14 protein-coding genes and 1 pseudogene are annotated in these 17,685 nt (G+C 73.1%); 7 read left to right on the top strand and 8 right to left on the bottom strand.

Features of this window, described 5'->3' with window-relative positions; translation table 11 throughout:
• Nucleotides 1-37: 37 nt before the first annotated feature.
• Complete coding sequence (gene der / locus IE255_RS22860) at nt 38-1,531, top strand: ribosome biogenesis GTPase Der (RefSeq protein WP_190052221.1); 1,494 nt, start codon at nt 38-40, stop codon at nt 1,529-1,531.
• Between the two features lie 64 nt (nt 1,532-1,595).
• On the opposite strand, the gene IE255_RS22855 is transcribed toward der, so the two are convergent.
• Complete coding sequence (locus IE255_RS22855; RefSeq protein WP_190052220.1) at nt 1,596-1,988, bottom strand: hypothetical protein; 393 nt, start codon at nt 1,986-1,988, stop codon at nt 1,596-1,598.
• 86 nt (nt 1,989-2,074) lie between these two features.
• Nucleotides 2,075-2,860, bottom strand: coding sequence for a DUF8842 C-terminal domain-containing protein (locus IE255_RS22850; RefSeq protein WP_190052219.1), 786 nt, complete (start codon nt 2,858-2,860; stop codon nt 2,075-2,077).
• A 544-nt stretch (nt 2,861-3,404) separates the two neighbouring features.
• On the opposite strand from IE255_RS22850, the gene IE255_RS22845 reads away from it, so the two are divergent.
• Nucleotides 3,405-4,031 carry a LysM peptidoglycan-binding domain-containing protein gene (locus IE255_RS22845; RefSeq protein WP_190052218.1) on the top strand — a complete coding sequence of 209 codons (627 nt, stop codon included), beginning with the start codon at nt 3,405-3,407 and terminating at the stop codon, nt 4,029-4,031.
• A gap of 70 nt (nt 4,032-4,101) precedes the next feature.
• On the opposite strand, the gene IE255_RS22840 is transcribed toward IE255_RS22845, so the two are convergent.
• From IE255_RS22840 to IE255_RS22830, 3 genes are read right to left on the bottom strand one after another with little or no spacing between them, the layout of a single operon-like run.
• A complete protein-coding gene (locus IE255_RS22840) occupies nt 4,102-4,743 on the bottom strand; it encodes an ABC transporter ATP-binding protein (RefSeq protein WP_190052217.1) in 642 nt (213 codons plus the stop codon).
• The gene (locus tag IE255_RS22835; protein WP_190052216.1) at nt 4,740-7,412 is read right to left on the bottom strand and encodes a branched-chain amino acid ABC transporter permease/ATP-binding protein; all 2,673 of its coding nucleotides are present in this window, start codon (nt 7,410-7,412) and stop codon (nt 4,740-4,742) included. Before IE255_RS22835 ends, IE255_RS22840 begins: the two co-directional genes overlap by 4 nt.
• Entirely contained in the window at nt 7,412-7,897 is a 486-nt protein-coding gene (locus IE255_RS22830) for a hypothetical protein (protein WP_190052215.1), read from the bottom strand. The genes IE255_RS22835 and IE255_RS22830 overlap by 1 nt, the downstream gene beginning before the upstream one ends.
• 145 nt (nt 7,898-8,042) lie before the next feature.
• Here IE255_RS22830 and IE255_RS22825 point away from each other — a divergent pair, with 145 nt between their 5' ends.
• From IE255_RS22825 to IE255_RS22815, 3 genes are read left to right on the top strand one after another with little or no spacing between them, the layout of a single operon-like run.
• Nucleotides 8,043-8,606: an MTB12 C-terminal domain-containing protein gene (locus IE255_RS22825; RefSeq protein ID WP_190052214.1), complete on the top strand. Its 564-nt coding sequence runs from the start codon at nt 8,043-8,045 to the stop codon at nt 8,604-8,606.
• Entirely contained in the window at nt 8,581-9,867 is a 1,287-nt protein-coding gene (locus IE255_RS22820) for an ABC transporter substrate-binding protein (protein ID WP_190052213.1), read from the top strand. Before IE255_RS22825 ends, IE255_RS22820 begins: the two co-directional genes overlap by 26 nt.
• Nucleotides 9,868-9,905: 38 nt before the next feature.
• Nucleotides 9,906-10,946, top strand: a complete 1,041-nt coding sequence (locus IE255_RS22815; protein ID WP_190052212.1) for a helix-turn-helix transcriptional regulator — start codon at nt 9,906-9,908, stop codon at nt 10,944-10,946.
• Here the strand turns inward: IE255_RS22815 and ctaD are convergent.
• Nucleotides 10,945-12,516, bottom strand: a pseudogene (ctaD, locus tag IE255_RS22810) (aa3-type cytochrome oxidase subunit I); the annotation flags it as partial. The gene IE255_RS22815 and the pseudogene ctaD overlap by 2 nt on opposite strands.
• A 432-nt stretch (nt 12,517-12,948) precedes the next feature.
• On the opposite strand from ctaD, the gene IE255_RS22805 reads away from it, so the two are divergent.
• Nucleotides 12,949-13,164, top strand: a complete 216-nt coding sequence (locus IE255_RS22805) for an I78 family peptidase inhibitor (RefSeq protein ID WP_190052211.1) — start codon at nt 12,949-12,951, stop codon at nt 13,162-13,164.
• An 88-nt stretch (nt 13,165-13,252) separates the two neighbouring features.
• On the opposite strand, the gene IE255_RS22800 is transcribed toward IE255_RS22805, so the two are convergent.
• Complete coding sequence (locus IE255_RS22800; RefSeq protein ID WP_190052210.1) at nt 13,253-14,248, bottom strand: phosphatase PAP2 family protein; 996 nt, start codon at nt 14,246-14,248, stop codon at nt 13,253-13,255.
• A gap of 227 nt (nt 14,249-14,475) precedes the next feature.
• Nucleotides 14,476-15,705 carry a putative hexosyltransferase gene (locus IE255_RS22795; RefSeq protein WP_190052209.1) on the bottom strand — a complete coding sequence of 410 codons (1,230 nt, stop codon included), beginning with the start codon at nt 15,703-15,705 and terminating at the stop codon, nt 14,476-14,478.
• 262 nt (nt 15,706-15,967) lie between these two features.
• Between IE255_RS22795 and IE255_RS22790 the strand changes: the two genes are divergently transcribed.
• Entirely contained in the window at nt 15,968-17,569 is a 1,602-nt protein-coding gene (locus tag IE255_RS22790; RefSeq protein ID WP_190052208.1) for an MFS transporter, read from the top strand.
• The last annotated feature ends 116 nt before the right edge of the window (nt 17,570-17,685 follow it).

Below are 17,685 nucleotides of genomic sequence, written 5' to 3'. Positions count from 1 at the left end.
CTCCACCGACCACCACGATGAACGAGGTACGGACTTCATGAACGACCACATCCAGCCCGACGGCTCGGACGCGTACGAGGGCGCGCACGAGCACGACCACGGGGCGCTCGGCGACGCCGAGTACGCGGAGTTCATGGAGCTCGCCGCGGAGGAGGGCTTCGACCTCGAGGACGTCGAGGGCGCGATCGAGGCGGCGGGTCATGGTCCGCTGCCGGTGCTCGCCGTCGTCGGCCGTCCCAATGTCGGCAAGTCGACTCTGGTGAACCGGATCATCGGGCGCCGCGAGGCCGTCGTCGAGGACAAGCCGGGCGTCACCCGCGACCGCGTGACGTACGAGGCCGAGTGGGCGGGCCGCCGCTTCAAGGTCGTCGACACCGGCGGCTGGGAGCAGGACGTCCTCGGCATCGACGCCTCCGTGGCCGCCCAGGCCGAGTACGCGATCGAGGCCGCCGACGCGGTGGTCTTCGTCGTCGACGCCAAGGTCGGCGCCACCGACACCGACGAGGCCGTCGTCCGGCTGCTGCGCAAGGCCGGCAAGCCGGTCGTGCTGTGCGCCAACAAGGTGGACGGCCCGAGCGGCGAGGCCGACGCGGCGTACCTGTGGTCGCTGGGGCTGGGAGAGCCGCACCCGGTCTCCGCGCTGCACGGCCGCGGCACCGGCGACATGCTCGACCAGGTCCTGGAGGTGCTGCCGGAGGCGCCGCGCGAGACGTTCGGCGGGGGCGGCATCGGCGGCCCGCGCCGCATCGCCCTGATCGGCCGCCCGAACGTCGGCAAGTCCTCCCTGCTGAACAAGGTCGCGGGCGAGGAGCGCGTCGTCGTCAACGAACTGGCGGGCACCACCCGCGACCCGGTCGACGAGCTGATCGAACTCGGCGGCGTCACCTGGAAGTTCGTCGACACGGCGGGCATCCGCAAGCGCGTCCACCTCCAGCAGGGCGCCGACTACTACGCCTCGCTGCGCACGGCCGCCGCCGTCGAGAAGGCGGAGGTCGCCGTCATCCTCATCGACGCTTCCGAGTCCATCTCGGTGCAGGACCAGCGCATCGTCACCATGGCCGTCGAGGCGGGCCGCGCCATCGTCCTGGCGTTCAACAAGTGGGACACCCTCGACGAGGAGCGCCGCTACTACCTGGAGCGGGAGATCGAGACCGAGCTCGGCCAGGTGGCGTGGGCGCCCCGGGTGAACGTCTCGGCGCGCACCGGGCGGCACATGGAGAAGCTGGTCCCGGCGATCGAGACGGCCCTGGCGGGCTGGGAGACCCGGGTCCCGACGGGTCGGCTGAACGCGTTCCTCGGCGAACTGGTCGCCGCCCACCCGCACCCCGTCCGGGGCGGCAAGCAGCCGCGCATCCTGTTCGGCACCCAGGCGGGCACCAAGCCGCCGCGGTTCGTGCTCTTCGCCTCCGGGTTCATCGAGGCGGGCTACCGGCGCTTCATCGAGCGCCGCCTGCGCGAGGAGTTCGGCTTCGAGGGGACGCCGGTCCACATCTCGGTGCGGGTGCGCGAGAAGCGCGGCAGGAAGAAGTAGCGAAGCAGACAGTGGAAGGGGCGGCCCCCGCCGGGGGCCGCCCCTTCCACTGTGCGGTGCTCGCTCAGACGCCGCTGCGCCGTCCCGGCGGCAGCGCGGCCGGCACGTGGTGCATCCCGGTGCCGCCGTGCGAGCCGATGGTGCCGACACGCTGCCACTGCGGCTGCTGTCCGGCGGCGTGGCGGGCGCTCTGGGCCCCCGCGCTGTAGGCACTGTACGAGCTGCCGTGTGAACTGCTGTACGAGCCCGTACTGTGCGGAATGTTCCCGAAGGCGGTGAAGCCCAGCTTCTCCTCGCCGCTGCGGTCGCCGGGCAGTGCGCGGAAGGACTTGACGTACTCGGCGTAGAGCGCGTCGTAGATCGGCGTGGCCGATGGGCCGCCCTGGGAGTCCTGAGCCGACCGCGCGGAGGGGATCGACGAGAAGGACTGGCGGCGGGGAACGTCGTATGCGTGCACGTATGTCCAAACGACCCCGCGGGTCAAGGGATGCGGCCCCGGTTACGGCTTTCGCGGGGGTACGGCCCGCTCGGGTGACACGCGGGTCAGGTGCCGGCCAGCGGCAGCGCGGCGCCGACCAGCTGTCCGTTCGCCGCCGCCTTGTCCAGCGCGTCCCGCAGCAGGTCCTCGCGCGGCTGGCGGCCGATCGAGCCGACCGGCGCGGCGAACATCAGCACCTGCTGGTGCTTGTTGGCGGCCGCGCGCCAGCCCTCGGTGACCTGGAGCGGCTGGTGCGCCTGCCACCAGGCCACCGGCTGGCCGCCGTTGCTGCCCGGCTGGAGCACCGCGTGCAGCCGGCCCACGGCGAGCAGCACCGACCAGCCGTGCAGCACCGGCGGTACGGCGGACAGCTCGGCCAGCGGCATGAAGCCCTGCTCGATGAGCAGCGGCAGGAAGTCGTCGCCGGCGGCACCGGTCGTGCCGGGCCGGGCGATGGGCGCGGTCGGCTCCACCACCAGGGCGGGGTGCAACTCCCCGCCGATCAGGACCAGCCCGCTGGTCACGCCGAGCACCGCCTGCTCGGGCACCACCTTGTCGGGCTCCAGGTCGACGGTGTCGCCGGTGATGGACTTCACGGCGCCCTGGAGCTGCTCCTCGGTGACCTGGACGACCTGCGAGGGCAGGCAGCCGGCGTGGGCGAAGGCGAGGACGGCGGTCTCGTCCCCGATGAACAGGACGGTGCTGGTCCGCTCCTGCTCGGAGTCGCCCGGGGTGCGGCAGGACGTGCAGTCGTAACTGCCCGGGGCGGTCTCTCCGGCGAGCAGGCGGTCGGCTTCTTCGTCGCCGATCTCGGCGCGTACCTCGTCGCTGACGTCGAGCATGCGCGGCACGGGTGGCTCCCTCGGGGATGCGGTGCGGGGCGGGGCCGGGTGGCTCCCGGCCCGTGGTCCGGGTAGGTCCCGGCTCATGAAGATGACAACGGGCGCTCTGTGGCGGGAGTCACGCCCCAGAGCGAACGGAATCGAACCATCCAGCGCACAGCGTCACGCTCGGTCCGGAATCCCGCACTCAGCGTCAAGTAGGCGCTCTGCAGGGGGCGTTGAGGTGGTGAACTGGGTCACAGGCCATCGGGCGGGTTGGTCGACAAATCCGGAAATCCGCGAATGAAGTGGGTGTCCGGAAATCGCCGTTACCCGAGGTATCGGTGAACTGGCCTGCCAGGACGGGCGACTGGTTGATGCCGGACCGTCAACCTCCTTAGATTCCTCGGCCGTGTGCAACGAGCACCGCTCGGGTACGTCCGCCGGCCGCACGGTTCTCCGGAACCGGGCGCAGCACCACACCGGTGGACGGGGCGAGCGCGACCCACGCGCCCCATGGCGCGGGAGTGGCGTTCCGCCTTGGGGGATCCCGGGTGTTTCGAGAGGGAACTACATGTCCGAATGTGCCGATACCACTCGCCACAACGCTCGGAAGAACCAGGTTCGTACGACGGCGGTCCTCGCCGGGGCGGCACTGCTCGCGCCCCTGGGACTGCTGGCCGCGACCGGAAACGCCGCGGCGGCTGACAGCGGAGTGTGGGACCGCATCGCCCAGTGCGAGAGCGGCGGCAACTGGCACATCAACACCGGCAACGGCTACTACGGCGGACTCCAGTTCGCCGCCTCCACCTGGCGCGCCTATGGCGGCACGGCGTACGCTCCCACCGCCGACCGGGCGAGCAGGTCCGAGCAGATCGCCGTCGCCACCAAGGTCCAGCGCGCCCAGGGATGGGGCGCCTGGCCGACCTGCTCGGCACGCGCCGGGGCGAGCGGTGGCGCACCCGCCGCCGACCCGGTGAACACCGCCGAGTCCGCGAAGCCCTCGAAGGCGCCGGCGCGTTCCACCGAACACGCGGACCGCGGCTCGTCCCGCGGCGACTACACCGTCCGCGAGGGCGACACCCTCAGCACCGTCGCCGCCCGGCACGGGACCGCCTGGCAGCGCCTCTACGCCGCCAACAAGGCCGCCATCGGCGGTGACCCCGATGTGATCGTGCCCGGCCTGCGCCTCGACATCTGAGCCGCCGCGCCCCTCGCCGGGACACGGGCCCCGTCCGGTCGGCCGACCGGACGGGGCCTCGGCGTCCGGGTCAGCGCGGGAGCTCGCTCGCCTCTCCGGCGAACACGACGGCTCCACGCCGCAGTTCGTACACCAGGACGGTCCGGTCCCGCAGGGCGGGCGGCAGCCGCTGCTCGGCGACCACCACGCACGCGTCCAGCCCGCCCAGCAGCTCGTACGTGCGGGCCGCGACCGCGGGCGACATGCCCTGGGCGGGCTCGTCGACGAGCACCACGCGCGCGCGTGCCCGCAGCGCCCGGGACAGGGCGAGCATGCGCTGCTCCCCGCCGGACAGGGTGCCGGCGCGCCGCTCCAGCAGGGGCCGCAGCTGCGGATAGGCCTCCAGGGCCGCTTCGGGGTCCGGGGCGGAGAGTTCGAGGTTCTCCCGCACGGTGAGCGAGCCGAACACCGCCTGGCGCTCCGGGACCAGGCACATCCCGCGCCGGGCCCGCGCGTACGCCGGTACCCGGGTCACGTCGGCCCCGTCCCACACGACCGCGCCGCCGGAGAGGGGGACCGTGCCGGCCAGTGCGCGCAGGGCGGTCGTTCGGCCGGAGCCGTTGCGGCCCAGCAGCACGGTGAGGCCCGGGCCGGGGGCGGCGAGGGTGACGCCGTGCAGGGCCTCCAGGGGGCCGTAGCGCACGCGCGCGTGGCGCAGGGAGACGGTCGTCATGGGCCGGCCGCCGTCCCCAGAGCATCCAGGACCCGCTCGGGCGGACCCGAGGCGACGATCCGGCCCGCGGTCATCACGTGCACGACGTCGGCGAGGCCGGCGACCAGGTCCAGGTCGTGCTCGACGACGAGCAGGGCCGTGCCGTCGGCGGCCAGGGCCTTCAGGACCCGGGCCAGGGCGGCCACTTCGGCGGTGTCGAGCCCGGCGGCGGGCTCGTCGAGGAGCAGTACGCGGGGGCCGCCGGCGAGGACCCGGGCCAGTTCGACTCGGCGCAGCGTGCCCGTGGGCAGCCCGGCGGCGGGCAGCGCCCGTACCGGCCCGTCCAGCCCCAGCAGCCGGAGCGTCCGCTCCACGGCGCCCGGATCGGCCACCCGGCCCTGCTCGGCACCGACCCGGACGTTGTCGGCGACGGTCAGCGAGGGGAAGACGGCCAGTTGCTGGAAGGTCCGCGCGACACCGAGGCGGGTGCGGGCGTGGGCGGGCAGTGCGGTGATGTCCCGCCCGCCGAGCCGCACGGTGCCGCGTGCCGGGCGCAGTGTCCCGGCCAGACAGTGGAACAGGGTGCTCTTCCCGGCCCCGTTGGGGCCCACGACCGCCGTAATCCGCCCGGGGGAGAGGTCCAGGTCGACTCCGTCGAGGGCGGTGAAGCCGCCGTAGCGGGCGTGGAGCCCGCGGGCGGTGAGGAGGGGAGTGGCGGGGGCGGGCGGTGTGCGGGGGGCCGGGGAGGCCGGTGGCCGGCCGCCGGTGCGGAACGTCCCGGCACCCGTGGCTGTCGCCCCCACCGGCACCGGCGCCGCCCTGGCCGTCCGCGGCTCGGCCGGGCGCAGTTTCCCCCGGGCCCGGGCGCCCACGGCCGTCAGGGCCGGTGTGCGGCGCAGGCGCAGGCGTTCCGCCGCCGTGCGCAGAGCCTCGTACGGGCCGCCGGGGAAGCGGCCCACCAGGATCGCCAGGACGCCGATCAGGGCCGCCGCCACGCCCCCGCGCGTCCCCGCGTCCAGGCCGACCAGGAGGGCCGCGGCGGCGAGGGCGCCGAGCGTGCTGTCGGCGCCCAGCACCACCACCGCGGCGAACCACAGCAGGCCGCGCACCGGGTCGTAGGCGGCGGCGTCGAAGGCGCGCAGGCCCATGCCGAGCATGCCGCCGCCCAGCGCGGCGAGCGCGGCGCCCGCGACGAAGGCGCGCAGCTTGAGGGACGGCACCCGGACGCCCGCCGCCTGCGCGCCCGCCTCGTGGTCCCGCATGGCCGCCAGCGCCCGGCCCGTCCGCCCCCGGCGCAGCGCGTGCGCCGCCAGCAGCGCGGCCGCCAGCAGGACCAGCTCCAGGACGTAGTACGCCCGGTCCCCGTCGAAGCCCGCCGGGCGGCCCAGGGACAGGCCCGCCGTGGCGTACGGCTGGGCGAAGACGAAGCGGCTCACGCCCACGCCGATCGCGAACGTCGCCAGCGCCAGCGCCAGGCCGCGGCGGCCGATCGCCGGCCAGCCGGTGACCAGGCCGAGCGGCGCCACCAGGACGACCGCCACCGCGAGGGCCGCCAGCTCCGGCAGGGCGGGCAGGCCCGGGAAACGGCCGGTCGCCAGCAGCGCCGTGAACAGGGCGCCGAGCCCCGCGTAGGCCGCCTGCCCCAGCGAGATCTGGCCGCCGCGGCCGGTGACCACCACCAGGGACAGCAGGATCACGGCCAGCGCCGGGACCTGCACCGACGTGTGCAGGTCCTGGCCGGCGAGGCCCAGCGGGAGCAGGAACAGCACGCCCGCCACGAGCCACGCGCCGGGCGGTGTCGGCACCCGGGCGGTCGCCGTGCGCGGCAGCGCGTCGCGGGCGCCGACGCCCGGCAGCACCAGCGCCGCGACCAGCAGCGCGACGACGAACAGGTTCGTGCCGGCCGCCTGGAGCAGCGGCTCGGCCCACCCGGACGGGTGCAGCCGCGTCAGCTGGCTCTGCGCCACCCCGATGCCCAGCGCCACCACCACCGCGACCGGCAGACTCCGCATCCGCGCGGCCACCGCGACCGCCACGACCTCCATCACGAGCAGTGGCAGCCCGTACGGGTCCAGCCGCACGTACGGCGCCAGGAGCACGCCGGTCAGGCCCGCCGTGAACGAGCCGAACGCCCAGCCCGCCGCCGCGACCCGGTCCGCGTCGATGCCGCCCAGCACGGCGAGCTGCCGGTCGTCGACCACGGCCCGCAGCTCCCGCCCGAACCGCGTCCAGCGCACCACCGCCGCGACCCCGGCGGCCAGCACCAGCACCACCGCCAGCTGCCCCCACGGCTCGTCCGGCACCAGCTCCGGCGCGTCGTCCCGCGCCCCCTGCCCCCACAGCAGCGCCGCCCCGCCCACCAGCAGCACGAACACCCCGATGGACGCCACCAGCGTCTGCGCCGGATCGCCGCCGAGGACCGCCAGGGGCCGGAAGACGAACCGCTCCAGAACGACACCCAGCCCCGGCGCCAGCACCAGCAGCGTCACCACGGCCCCGAGCCACAGCGGCCAGCCCCACTCGACCACGCACTGCCGCAGCGCGTACGCGCACACCATCGCGATCGCCCCGTGCGCGAAGTTCAGCACTCCGGTCGCGCGGTACGTCACGATCAGGCCGATTCCGGTCAGCGCCGCCGCGCTGCCGACCGAGAGGCCCGCGAGGGTGAGGTCGTACGTGAGCGAGGACATCAGTCGGTTTCTTCGGCCGGCTCGCAGATCGGGCAGGGGCCCAGCTCACCGCTCGCCACCAGCTTGGAGTCCACCGGAACGGCCTCCGCCTTCCCCGCGACCAGTGGGCAGTCCGCCCGGTGCCACAGCGTCCCGCCCGGGACCATCAGCAGCTCCCCGCTGACCGCGAGCGGCGCGAGGGCGGCCTGCCCGGTCTCGTCGCCCGCCCGGGCGTCGTCGGGCTCGGCCGCCACCAGCAGGCCGTACAGCTCCTCCACGCGCGCGGCGGCGACCGAGCCCCTCCCGTGGGCCAGCAGCACCGCCCCGGCGATGATCAGCGCGGCGCCCGGGACCGTGCAGGAGGCCAGGTAGGGCAGCTGCCGTTCGGCGTAGCGCTCGCCGGAGACGCCGTACCAGCCGACGACGCACAGCACCGCGCCGGCGGCCAGCGCGGCCCAGCCGGCCCACAGGACGGGATGCACGGTCCGCAGTCGGCTTGTCCGCATCGCTGGCTCCCACACGTCGGTCGTGGCTGGGCACGCGCCTGGCTGCCTGTTCAAGTCCGCCGATCGCTTGCACTATGCCCTGTGGAAGCTGACCCTGAAAGCACCGGGCGCACATGGCCCGGACCGACACCCGGTGGTGAGCCAGATGGTTCTCGGCAGCGACCTCAGGCGGGGGAACGCGACGGGGGGCCCGCGCACCGCGGGACGGGGCACGGCGATCACGGCCGCCCTCGTACTGGCCCTCTTCCCGGCCCTCGCGGCATGCGGCGACGACAACGGCGGCGGAGACGGCACCACGCCTCCCACGCCCACCGCGGAGCGCACCACGAGCGCCCCGGCCAGCGCGCCCGCGGACCGGGCGGCAGCTGAGGCGGAGATCAAGCAGAACTGGCAGAAGTTCTTCGACCCGAAGACCTCCGCCCAGGACAAGATCGCCGTCCTGGAGAACGGCGACCGGATGGCCCCCGTCCTGGAGGCCTTCAGCGGTGACGCGCGCGGCGGGCAGGTCCAGGCGCAGGTGACCAAGGTCGAGTTCACCTCGGCGACCCAGGCGGACGTGACGTACACGCTCACCCTGAAGGGCGCCACCGCCCTGCCGGACGCCTCCGGGACGGCCGTGGAGCAGGACGGCACCTGGAAGGTGTCCGCCAAGACGCTGTGCGCGCTGGTGCAACTGAGCGGCAATGCGTCGCCGGTCCCGGGCTGCTGAGGCCGTCGCCGCGGCGCTGCTGCTCGCCCTGAGCGCGGCCTGCGGCAGCCGGCTCCCCGAGAGCGACTTCGAGCACGACGACCGCAGCCCCGCGCCCCGCGACTCCGCGCCCCTGCGCGTCGGCATCATCACCAGCGCCACCAGCCCGGTCGGCGGCAGCGCCTTCACCGGCCCGCGCGACGGGGCCAAGGCCTGGTTCGACCGGCTCAACGCGCGCGGGGGCATCGACGGCCGCCGCGTGGAGGTGCGCCTGTGCGACGACGGCGGCAGCGGCGTCGGCAACAACGAGTGCGTGCACCGGCTGGTCGAGGAGGACGAGGTCGTCGCCCTCGTCGCCACCACCGCCCTGGACTACGCGGGCGCCTCCCGCGTCTCCCGCGCGCGGGTGCCCGACATCGGCGGCCAGCCCATCGGCACCGCCTATGACACCTACCCGCACCTCTACGGCATCTACGGCAGCCTCGCGCCCCGGAACGGCACCACCGGCTGGGACGGCACCCTGTACGGCGGCACCGAGGTCTACCGCTACTTCAAGCGTGAGCACGGCGCCCGTACGGCGGCCGTCGTCTCCTACAACCAGTCCGCGTCCGCCGCCTATGCCCGGCTGGTCGAACGGGGCCTGCGCGCCGAGGGCTACAAGGTCGTCACCGAACAGGTCGACTTCGCCCTGCCCAACTTCCGCGCCGTCGCGGCAGACCTGAAGGAACAGGGCGCCGACCTGGTGTTCGACGCCATCGACGGGCACGGCAACGCCCGGCTGTGCCAGGCCATGGACGAGGTCGGCGCCGACGTCACCGCCAAGGTGACCAACGTGCAGAACTGGACGTCCACCGTCCCCGCCGACTACAAGGACGCCCCGCGCTGCCGCAACGCCCTGTGGGCGACCGGCTCCAGCCGCAACTTCGACGACACCGGCCACCCGGCCGTCCGGGAGTTCCGCGAGGCGACGAAGGACCTGAAGACGCGCTCCCAGTGGCAGCTGGAGGGCTGGGCGGCCGCCCGCTGGTTCACGGACGCCGCGCGGTCCTGCGTCCGCACCGGCATCACGCGCGCGTGCGTCGACACTTACATGAACCGCAGCGCTGGCTACACCGCCGGCGGCCTGCTGCTCCCCGTCGAGTTCGCGCGGCTGCCCGAGCCGCCGAAGACCAGCGACACCTGCCTGTCGGTGGCCCGCTGGCAGGACGGGAAGGGCTGGGTCGGCCAGGGGGACATGAACCGCACCTGCTTCACCGTCCCGCAACTGGCCTACCAGCTTTGAGGACAGCGGCTGTCCGCAAGGGCTGGCAGACTCGCCCCATGTTGGAGACCTCGGCACGCCTGCTGCGTCTGCTGTCCCTGCTCCAGGCCCACCGCGAGTGGTCCGGCGCCGACCTGGCCGACCGGCTCGGCGTGAGCGCCCGCACCCTGCGCCGGGACGTGGACCGGCTGCGCGAGCTCGGCTACCCGGTCAACGCCAGCCCCGGCACGGGCGGCGGCTACCAGCTGGGCGCGGGCGCCGAGCTGCCGCCGCTGCTGCTGGACGACGACGAGGCCGTGGCCGTGGCGGTCGGGCTGCGCACGGCCGCCGGACAGGGCATCGAGGGCATCGGCGAGACCTCCGTACGGGCCCTCGCCAAGCTGGAACAGGTGCTGCCCCACCGGCTGCGCCGCCGCGTGGGCGCCCTCAACGCCGTCACCGTGCCCATGCTCCGCGGCCCGGTGCCCTCCTCGGTCGACCCGGCCGTGCTCACCGAACTCGCCCACCTGTGCCGGGACGCCGAACGGCTGCGCTTCGAGTACGAGGGCCACGACGGCAACGCGTCCCGCCGTACGGTCGAACCGCACCGCCTGGTGTGCACCGAGCGCCGCTGGTACCTGGTCGCCTGGGACCTCGACCGGGAGGACTGGCGCACGTTCCGCGTGGACCGCATCACGCCCAGGCCGCCGCACGGCCCGCGCTTCGTGCCCCGCGAGCCGCCCGCCGAGGACCTCGCCGCCTACGTCTCCCAGGGCGTCTCCACGCGCGTGTACGCCACCCACGCCGTCGTGCGGCTCCTGGCGCCCCTGGAGGAGGCCGCCGCGCACATCTCGCCCTCCGCCGGCGTACTGGAGGCCGAGGGACCGGACACCTGCCTGCTGCGCTGCGGCGCCGGCAGCCTCGACGTGATGGTCATCCACGTGGTGATGCTGGGCTTCGAGTTCGAGGTGCTGGAGCCGGACGGGCTGATCGAGGCGGTCAGGAGGACTCGCGACCGGCTTGATGGCGCTTTGGCTCGGGCTGCGCAGTCACGGCCGCATACTCCGGATGGTGCAGGTCGAACGCCGGCGACTCGGAGCGGATCTTGGGCAGGGTCGTGAAGTTGTGCCGGGGCGGCGGGCACGAGGTCGCCCACTCCAGCGAACGGCCGAAGCCCCAGGGGTCGTCGACCTCCACCTTCTCGCCGTACTTGGCGGTCTTCCACACGTTGTAGAGGAACGGCAGGGTCGAGACGCCGAGCAGGAACGCGCCGATGGTCGACACCGTGTTCAGCGCCGTGAAGCCGTCCGCCGCGAGGTAGTCGGCGTAGCGGCGGGGCATGCCCTCGGCGCCCAGCCAGTGCTGCACCAGGAACGTGGTGTGGAAGCCCGTGAACAGCGTCCAGAACTGGATCTTCCCGAGTCGCTCGTCGAGCATCTTCCCGGTGAACTTGGGCCACCAGAAGTAGAACCCGGCGAAGATCGCGAAGACGACCGTGCCGAAGACGACGTAGTGGAAGTGCGCGACCACGAAGTACGTGTCCGTGACGTGGAAGTCCAGCGGCGGCGACGCCAGGATCACCCCGGTCAGCCCGCCGAACAGGAAGGTCACCAGGAAGCCCGTCGCCCACAGCATCGGCGTCTCGAACGACAGCGAGCCCTTCAGCATGGTGCCGGCCCAGTTGAAGATCTTCACGCCCGTCGGCACCGCGATCAGGAAGCTCATGAAGGAGAAGAACGGCAGCAGCACCGCACCGGTGGCGAACATGTGGTGTGCCCACACGATCATCGACAGGCCGGTGATCGCCATCGTCGCCCCGACCAGCGTCAGGTAGCCGAACAGGGGCTTGCGGCTGAAGACCGGGATGATCTCCGTGATGAGCCCGAAGAACGGCAGCGCGATGATGTACACCTCGGGATGGCCGAAGAACCAGAACAGGTGCTGCCACAGGATCGCCCCGCCGTTGGCCGCGTCGAACACCTGCGAGCCGAACCGCCGGTCCGCCTCCAGCACCAGCAGCGCCGCCGCGAGCACCGGGAACGCCATCAGGATCATGATCGACGTGAACAGCGTGTTCCAGACGAAGATCGGCATCCGGAACATCGTCATGCCGGGGGCGCGCATCCCGATGATGGTGGTGACGAAGTTGACCGCGCCGAGGATCGTGCCGAAGCCGGACAGCGCCAGCCCCATGATCCACAGATCGGCCCCGACGCCCGGTGTGCGCTCCGCGCTGTTGAGCGGGGCGTAGGCGGTCCAGCCGAAGTCCGGCGGCCCGGTCGGCACCAGCAGCGAGCCGAGCACCATCAGACCGCCGAACAGGAACAGCCAGTACGAGAACATGTTCAGCCGCGGGAAGGCGACGTCGGGCGCGCCGATCTGGAGCGGCATCAGCTCGTTCGCGAAGCCCGCGAAGGTCGGTGTCGCGAACAGCAGCAGCATGATCGTGCCGTGCATCGTGAACAGCTGGTTGAACTGCTGGTTGTCGATGATCTGGAGCCCGGGCCTGGCCAGTTCGGCGCGCATCAGCAGCGCCATCACGCCGGCGACCAGGAAGAACATGAACGACGTGACCAGGTAGAGGTGGCCGATCTTCTTGTGGTCGGTCGTCGTCAGCCAGTCGACCACCAGCCGCCCGTGCCGCTTCCTCGGCGCGGGCCGCGCCGTCGCCTGTACGGTCTGCGTCCCCATCGCTCGCTCGCCCCTTCGCTCATCGCGTACCGGGCCCGCCGATGCCCGCGCCACTCGTACCCGCGAGCTCACGTCATGATGCTCGCGTCACCGCGGGCTCCGACAGGGGGCATACCGGCCTCCCTGCCGCCGAAGCCCTGCATTTCCTGTGCGGCGTACGGCCCCGCAGACCCGGTGCGCGGCCGTAATGGAACCCAGCCCCGGGGGACCTTCTCCCGGACCTTTCCGACGGGCTTTTCCATGAGCTCATGTGACACCCGGGAATTGCGATCGAATGCCTGCGGAAGGCCTACGGAACCGCTCGTCCGTGTGACCGGCAGCGCCCGAAACACCTGTCGTGATCTTGTGACAGAAGCGTGACCGGAGGCGGACAGTGACCGGGGATACCGGCCCGGACTTCCCCGGTCGCCGGGCAGGACATAGCGTGGCGGCATGGCACCGATTCCGACACCATCCGCGGAACCCGACGACAGCCCGGACACCTATGTCGGCCTGGCGGCCGAACGGGCCGAACGCCTCGCGCGTGAGCGCGGCTGGGCGACGGTGCGCGCGCTGCCGCCGGGGGCGATCATCACGATGGAGTACCGCGTGGGCCGGCTGAACTTCGAGGTGAAGGGCGGCCGGGTGGCACGCGCCTGGAAGGGCTGAGACACGGCGAAGGCCCCGGTTCCGCTGGGGAACCGGGGCCTTCGCCGTGTCCGGCCGGGGTGCGCACCGACCCGGTCGTCCGCCGTGGTCAGCCGCCCGTCAGGGGGCGGGCCGAAGGGGTCGAGCCGCGCGGGTGACGCTCCGGCTGCGGCGGCCGGCGGCTGCCGGCCGGGGTGATCGGCGTGCGCTCCGAGCGGGCCGTGTGCGGGCCCGGGGCCAGGTAGACCGGGGCCCGGGGCGAGCGGGCCGCGACGTCGTCCCGGTCGGCGGGCAGCGGCGTGACCACCACGGGCGGTGGGCCGACCGGGGCGGTCGCGGCACGGCTCCGGCGGTCCCGCCAGCGGTCGCGCAGGGCGAAGATCCGGGCCTCGGAGCGGGCGATCAGCGGCTCGAACCACGGCAGGGCGAGCAGGATCAGCAGGCCCGCGGCCCAGCCGAGCAGCACATCGCTCAGCCAGTGCGTACCGAGGTAGACGGTGGCCATCCCGACGCCGAGCGAGGTCACCGCGGACACGGCGGACAGCCAGCGGCGCGCTCTCGGGGTGGAGGCCATATAGGCCAGGATTCCCCAGGTCACCACGGCGTTGGCGGTGTGACCGCTCGGAAATATATCGCCGCCGCGCCACATCTCGTTCGAGCCGATCACGGTCGCGTAGTGCGGTCCCAGGCGGCCCATGCCGTACTTGGCGGCGCCGACCGTCACGTTCAGCAGCAGCAGCGAGACGCCGAGGGCGAGCAGCGGGCGCAGGGTGTGCTGCCGCCAGGAGCGCCAGCCCAGCCAGGCCGCCACCATCACGGCGGTCGGGCCGCGCTGGCCGAGCACCACGTAGTAGTCGACGAACCAGTGGATCCCCGACCACTGCTGGTACGGCCGGAAGAACATGACCTGCCAGTCGAGCCGGACCAGCCAGGACGTGATCACCACGGCCCACACGATCGCGCCGTAGAAGGCCAGGGTCGCCGCGAAGAGCACGATGCGGTGCCTGCTCATCTTCGGCACATCGAGGTGGGCCGGTCGTTCCGGCTCACGATCCAGCCGGGCGAACACCCGGTCCAGACGGGTGAGCTTCGGTTCGGTACGCACCCAATCGACGTTACAGCGAGTGAGCTCTGATCCCGGGCGAATCAACGGCTTTGTGATGACGATGTGATGTGGGATTCCTCTCAGGAGGAGGTTTATTTCCAGCGAATCTACAATCGTCGGCCGCTGTGGCCTTCAATTCCTTTGATCATTCCGGAGGCGGGTTTTATTGCGCTTTTGAATTCGTTCACCCGGACATGGGCCGGAATTCTCCCCGCGCTCACAGCGGGTCAGGGCGGACCGGAGCCGTTCAGCCAGAACGCCCCGTACACCGCCGAGGCGACCGCCACGGGCCCGAGCACCCATGCTGACCTGCGCATACGCAGTCGGGACAGGGCCAGGGCGAGGGGCAGCAGCAGGGGGAAGGCGGGCAGCAGCAGGCGCGGTTTCGAGCCGAAGTAGCTCGACGCGCACAGGGCGAGCGCGGTGACGACGCCGGTGTAGACCAGCAGCGGCAGCGGCTGGCGCTGACGTACGCCGACCCCATACAGCCAGATGACTGACGCGACCCCGACGATCAGCCCCGCACCGGCGAGCGCCGACGGGAACGACGTGAACTTTTCGGCGACGAACCGGGCGAACGCGTAACCGCCGTCGAAACCGTTGCGCCAGCCGGCCTGCACATCGAGGTAGCCGAGTGGGCCCTTGCCGGTGCGGTGGCCGACCCAGAGGACGTAACCGACGGTGCCGAGGGGAGCGAGCAGCATGCCGAGGACGCGGCGGGCCCGGGGGCTGTCGCTGGCGTTGTCGCCGTTGTCGGCATCGGCCGAGCCGGCGGCGCGTGTCGCGCCGTGCGCGCCGGCCGCCTCGGCCGCGCGCCGCTCCCGCACGAACGAGACCACCGCCGCCACCCACACGGCCGCCACCACGGCCACCCCCACCGGGCGGGTCAGCCCGGCCAGCAGGGCCAGCGCGCCCGCCGTCGGCCAGCGGCCGGTCAGGACCGCGTACAGCGACCACGCGGCGAGCGCCGTGAACAGCGACTCGCTGTACGCCATCGACTGCACGATCCCGACCGGCAGGACGGCCCACAGCAGCACCGCGCACACCCCGGCCCGGCGGCCGTACACATGCTCCGCCACCGCGAAGATCCCCCAGGCCGCGGCGAGGGAGGCGCACAGGCTGACGACGAACCCCCCGTCCGCGTACGACAGCGGCGACACCGCCGCCACCAGCCGCTCCAGCCAGGGCAGCAGCGGGAAGAACGCGAGGTTCGAGTGCACGTCCCCGTTCGCCAGGCGCACCTCGTAGCCGTAGCCGAGTTCGGCGACCCTGGTGTACCAGAGCGCGTCCCAGCGAGCCGTCAGCAGCGTGTACGCGCTCTTGTCCCGCGCCGCGCTCCACAGGGCCAGGACGATCAGGCCCAGAGCGCGTACGGCCGCGTACCCGAGGAGCGCCGGGGCCGCCCGGCGCAGCGCCCCGGCGCGGGGCGGGGCCGCGCGCGTCTCAAGATCGGTCACGGGCCCGATTATCGACCGGGACGGGAACCGGCCGGTCGGCCGGGGCGTGGTCGACGGAGGGGAGAGTGGCGTACGCCACATCTTTCCGCCGGACGGGTGAGAGGTCCGCCACTCGGCTCGGTCGGGGACTCGCGTACTCTGACGTGTCACTCGCTTTTCGTTTGCGCGGGCCGGAGACCACCGCTCCTCTCCGGCCGAGTCGCGGGGGCGTCCCCACCCCGTGAGCCCGCCGATCGCGAGGGAACATCTGGGAGGTACGTACATGTCCGGGACGACCACGGCTGCCGCTGCGCTGCGCCGTCGGGCGGCCGGGGCCGGTGCCAACCGCTGGGTGGTCCTCGTCGTCCTCTGCGTCAGCCTGCTGCTGGTCGCCGTCGACGCCACCGTGCTGCACGTGGCGGTCCCCGCCGTCACCGAGGACCTGAAGCCCGGCGGGATAGAGCTGCTCTGGATCGTCGACGTCTACCCGCTGGTCTGCGCCTCGCTGCTGATCCTGTTCGGCACGCTGGGCGACCGCGTCGGCCGCAGAAGGGTGCTGCTCCTGGGGTACGCGCTGTTCGGCGTCGCCTCGGGGCTCGCGGCCCTGGCGGACAGCGCGCAGCTGCTGATCGTGGCGCGGGCGCTGCTCGGGGTGGGCGGCGCGATGATCATGCCGGCCACTCTGTCGATCCTGCGGCAGGTCTTCCCCGACCGGCGGGAGCGGGCGCTCGCGATCGGCATCTGGAGCGCCGTGGCCGCGGTGGGCGCGGCGGTCGGGCCGCTGCTCGGCGGCTTCCTGCTGGAGCACTTCTGGTGGGGTTCGGTCTTCCTCGTCAACATCCCGTTGATGCTGGTCAGCCTCCCGGTGGGACGTCTGCTGCTGCCCGAGTCGAAGGGCGACGGCCACGGTCCCTGGGACGTCGTCGGGGCGCTGATGGCCGCCGCCGGTCTGTTCGGCGTGGTGCTGGGCGTCAAGCGGCTCGGCGGCGGGGAGCCGGCCGGGAGCGTGTTCACCCTGCTGCCGCTGGTGGCGGGCGCGGCGCTGCTGGTGGGCTTCGTACGACGGCAGCGGCGGCGGGAGCAGCCGCTGGTCGACCTCAAGATGTTCGCGCGGCCGGCGTTCAGTACCTCCGTCGGGTGCATCGTGCTGGCGATGCTCGCGCTGGTGGGCCTTGAGCTGATCGCGGCGCAGTACCTCCAGCTGGTGCTCGGGCTGTCGCCGCTGGAGACGGGGCTGCGGCTGCTGCCGCTGACGTTCGCGGCGATGGCGGCCGGGCTGGCCGGGGCGCGGATGCTGCGGCGGTTCGGGCCGCGGCGGATGGTGTGCGCCGGGTTCTGCCTGACCGCGTTCGCGGTGGTGCTGCTGACGGCGCTGGGCCGGACGGACGACTGCGCGCTGATGCTGACCGGGTTCGTGCTGCTGGGCTTCGGGCTGGAGACGACGCTGTTCGGGGCGTACGAGTCGATGCTGAGCGAGGCGCCGCAGGAGCAGGCCGGTGGGGCGGCGGCGATCGGGGAGACGTCGTACCAGCTGGGGGCGGGGATCGGGATCGCCCTGCTCGGCAGCGTGATGAACGCGGCGTACGCGCCTGGGCTGTCGGGCGTGCGGGGGGTGCCGGAGTCGGCGTCCTCCTCGGCGGGGCATTCGCTGGGGGAGGCGTACGAGGTTGCTGCGCAGCTGGGCGGGTCTGCGGGTGTTGCTCTGCGGCATGCCGCCCGGGACGCGTTCGTGCACGGGCTGCATGTGACGTTGCTGGTGAGTGCGGGGTTGTTGCTGCTCGGGGCGGTGATGGCGTTGCGGTTGCCGCGGGTCATGCAGTGTGAGGCGGGGGCGGTGGAGGTACCTGCCCCGAGGGACGCCGCGGAGTCACGCGTCTCGGTGTGAGTCGCCCACCCGCGCGCCGCCCGTAGCTGTCGGTCGAGGGGTCGAGGTCGCCCGTGGGGGCGTCGTTGGCGGCTTGCGGTGCGAACGTGGCCCGCAGTCGCCGGTGGCGTGGTGCC

This window comes from Streptomyces lomondensis (assembly GCF_014651035.1).
Classification (GTDB): Bacteria; Actinomycetota; Actinomycetes; order Streptomycetales; family Streptomycetaceae; genus Streptomyces; species Streptomyces lomondensis.
The sequence above is the reverse complement of the archived record's forward strand: the minus strand, read 5'-3'. Positions and strand labels throughout refer to the sequence as shown.